Raw genomic sequence first — 2,844 nt, forward strand, 5'->3', positions numbered from 1 at the left:
GATGCAGGAGTTAAAAAATATGGCTTGCTAACGAGTGGCGTGCGTAAGGTGAGTTTTTTAGCATGAATTGGGCTAGTGTAGTTCGCTCACGTGGGAACAAATAAGGTGTACAATGGATATGTACTTTACTAGCTTAAGTGCATGTTGATTTTCCGGTTTCTCACGATTCCACTGAGCATAATACCCCACCTCGTTTCAGGTGGGGAATTCTCTTAATTTAACAACAATTTATAAATTGCTGAGTGGTGGATTTTTGATGTGTTGTAGGAGCATCATCAGCTTTAAACATTCCGAATTGCTGAATGCCTGGAGATATTGGCTTTTGCGTTAAAGTTAATTCAGGTGAATTAACGATCTTGGTTGCTGTAATAGTTTTTCCATCGTTTTTCAAAAGTGGAGGTGCAAGGGCAAGGATATGTTTCCCATGGACTTTAATGCACTCGTGCAATATATCATAGAGTTTATCACTTCCTTTTCCGATGCTGGATGGTTTGTTCAGCTTATGCCGTACCACTAAACCACCAAGCAAGGCGTGGGCAATTGCGTCTGCAAATAATTGCTGGCTTTTAGTTGAAAGCAGCTTCGTGAGGGGAAGATAATGATTGTGGAGTGCTTGGGTAACTACCCCACTCATTGCCATGCATGAACCTGGGCTAACGCTATTTAACATGTCAGCCAAGTGTGCCATGCCATTGATATTACTTGTTAGTTTGTAGCTCTTGTCTTTATTCCAAGTCGTACATTGATTATAAAATTTTAGCAACTCTGAAGCATAGGGAAAACACTCTAACCATTTACTGTTTTTATTAACCCACGCTATATCCTCATCCAACAATCCCGTCGATTCCAGGATTGTATCCGTTGTTTCCTTATCGGTGGAAATGGCTTCCATGGTTGCTTTAGCAATATCCGTAATGTAGCCCGATGAAATTCCTTTCGCAATAGCTTTTGTGGCTAAAATAGCCCCGGCTGAGGCGGGGGCTAAAAAGCTAACGAGTTCTAATATATTCGAGTCAAAAGCCAGGCTGTAAAGGATATTGTTGACTGATGTTTTTTTGGCATTGGCTAACTCTATTGCTTGTCCTGATTTTCGAAACTCATTACGAGGTTGCAGCTTTGATGTATTGCTTGATAATCCAGCGTTAATGAAACTTTCTATATACCTCCCCAGAGCTTCTTCAAAATCTTGTTTGCGATTTATTTGGTACTGCGCCTCGATGTCCATTAAGGTATCCAGCCGTCTGTATAACGGTTCGAGATGTGCTTTGATTAGAGGCTGCTCTTCAGCAGAAGTAGATTTATCCAGTGCCTTAAGTTCCAGGTTACGAAGCATTAGAGAGGCAACGTACGCTGGGGATTCATCCTGATTTATTTTTATAGTGTCAATTTTCCCATCGCGTAAATAGCGCAAAATCTGCTCTTTAATGATTCGTAAGCCTCCACTGGCGCTTTGAGTAATTAGGGGATAAAACATATGATGTAATTCAAGTGCGAAAGGCTTTTTATGAAAGCGATCAATTTCGTGAGTCCAGCGACTTAAGGGCAATAGACTGCTGTCTTTGACCCATTCAAAACGCGGGTCAGTAAAGGACTCCACTGTGCTTAGGCACTTTTTTCGTGCAGCAGTTGAGAGCAGAGGGTCGCTCATCAGTAATTTGAAGTACACCGAAAGCTGGTAGGACTTGAGGCTGTTGGGAAACTCTGCAGGTAACTCAATTGAAAACAGATAGTTGAAATTATCCGACCACCAATCTCGCTCTGGAAACAACGTGTCGACATGGTTTCCTTCTGAATTTTCATTGTCCATAAAGTGACGGTGATAATATTCCAGGGGCATCAATTGCTGGCCGTTTTTGGTTGTGCCAAGAGCTTTATTGAGAGCTTTCAGCTCTGGATAGGAGTCGAGAGTCAGGTTTTGGGCAAGTCTCATCCAATACACACCGCTACGACGATGAACTTGCTCTAAAGCAGCAAAAGTGGCGTTGCCTGCATCACTATAATAAAAGCTGTGGAAGAGGAATGCAGGAGTAGAGTTCTTGCCTAATACTGTATTAAACGCTTGTTGGCTTTGGCGCGGTTCCAGAGTGACATCCAGTTCGGTACTGGCGTGATAAGGAAGTGTGGTTAACCAAAAACCATACAGAAAGGCGCCTTCTGCCATGCACTTGCCGCTCAACTCAAAGGCCACCCGCCCCAGAATTGCTCTGGTAAACAATACTTTGGCGCATAAGGCTGATGTAGTGCCCGAATCAATGTTAGACTTTACTTTTGTATATGCTGATTTTACAAAGTCTTCCAAATCAAGGTTTAATGTAGTTGATTTTCCTGAAAGCAGCTGGTCTAATATTGATCTCTCTGATTTTTCTTCTTGTTTCGCTACGTCTTCTTTTTCTGCTTCCAGATGGTCAATCCATATTTTATTATCTGAGCCCAAAGAGCCCAGCAGTTCAAGAGGCGTGCATTGCTGCAGCAATGCATCAAGATGATAAAGGTCACCACATAAGGCGCGAGCCAATACATGCTGCGAGTGTTTTAGGTTACCAGGGGCTTCGGTTCCATAGAGTAGATTGTGTAGTGATGGCGCCGACTGAGGGTCGTGCTTTGCTTGCGCCAATGCTCTTTGAGACTGAATTGTATCGTTACTTCTTAGATTTATTAGTTCATGATTAGAATACATCGTCTTAAACCTTAGCTCATTGTTGGGGTGTAGTCGTCATTATATGAAATGTTATAAAATCCGCGCTGGTCGGCATAACGCACTTGGGGTTGCTCCCATGAAAAGCCATATGCACGGTCTTTTTGTTCTTTTTCATACCAGTGGCAGAGTTTTTTATAGTTATCAAA

The 2,844-nt window shown here is 42.4% G+C and carries 1 protein-coding gene; it reads right to left on the minus strand.

Annotated elements, in window-relative coordinates; all coding sequences use genetic code 11:
* Positions 1–217 precede the first annotated feature (217 nt).
* Positions 218–2,677, minus strand: a complete 2,460-nt coding sequence (locus Q0495_RS14080; protein WP_298627427.1) for a hypothetical protein — start codon at positions 2,675–2,677, stop codon at positions 218–220.
* Positions 2,678–2,844: the final 167 nt, after the last annotated feature.

The sequence above is a fragment of the uncultured Legionella sp. genome (genome assembly GCF_937871865.1).
Classification (GTDB): Bacteria; Pseudomonadota; Gammaproteobacteria; order Legionellales; family Legionellaceae; genus Legionella.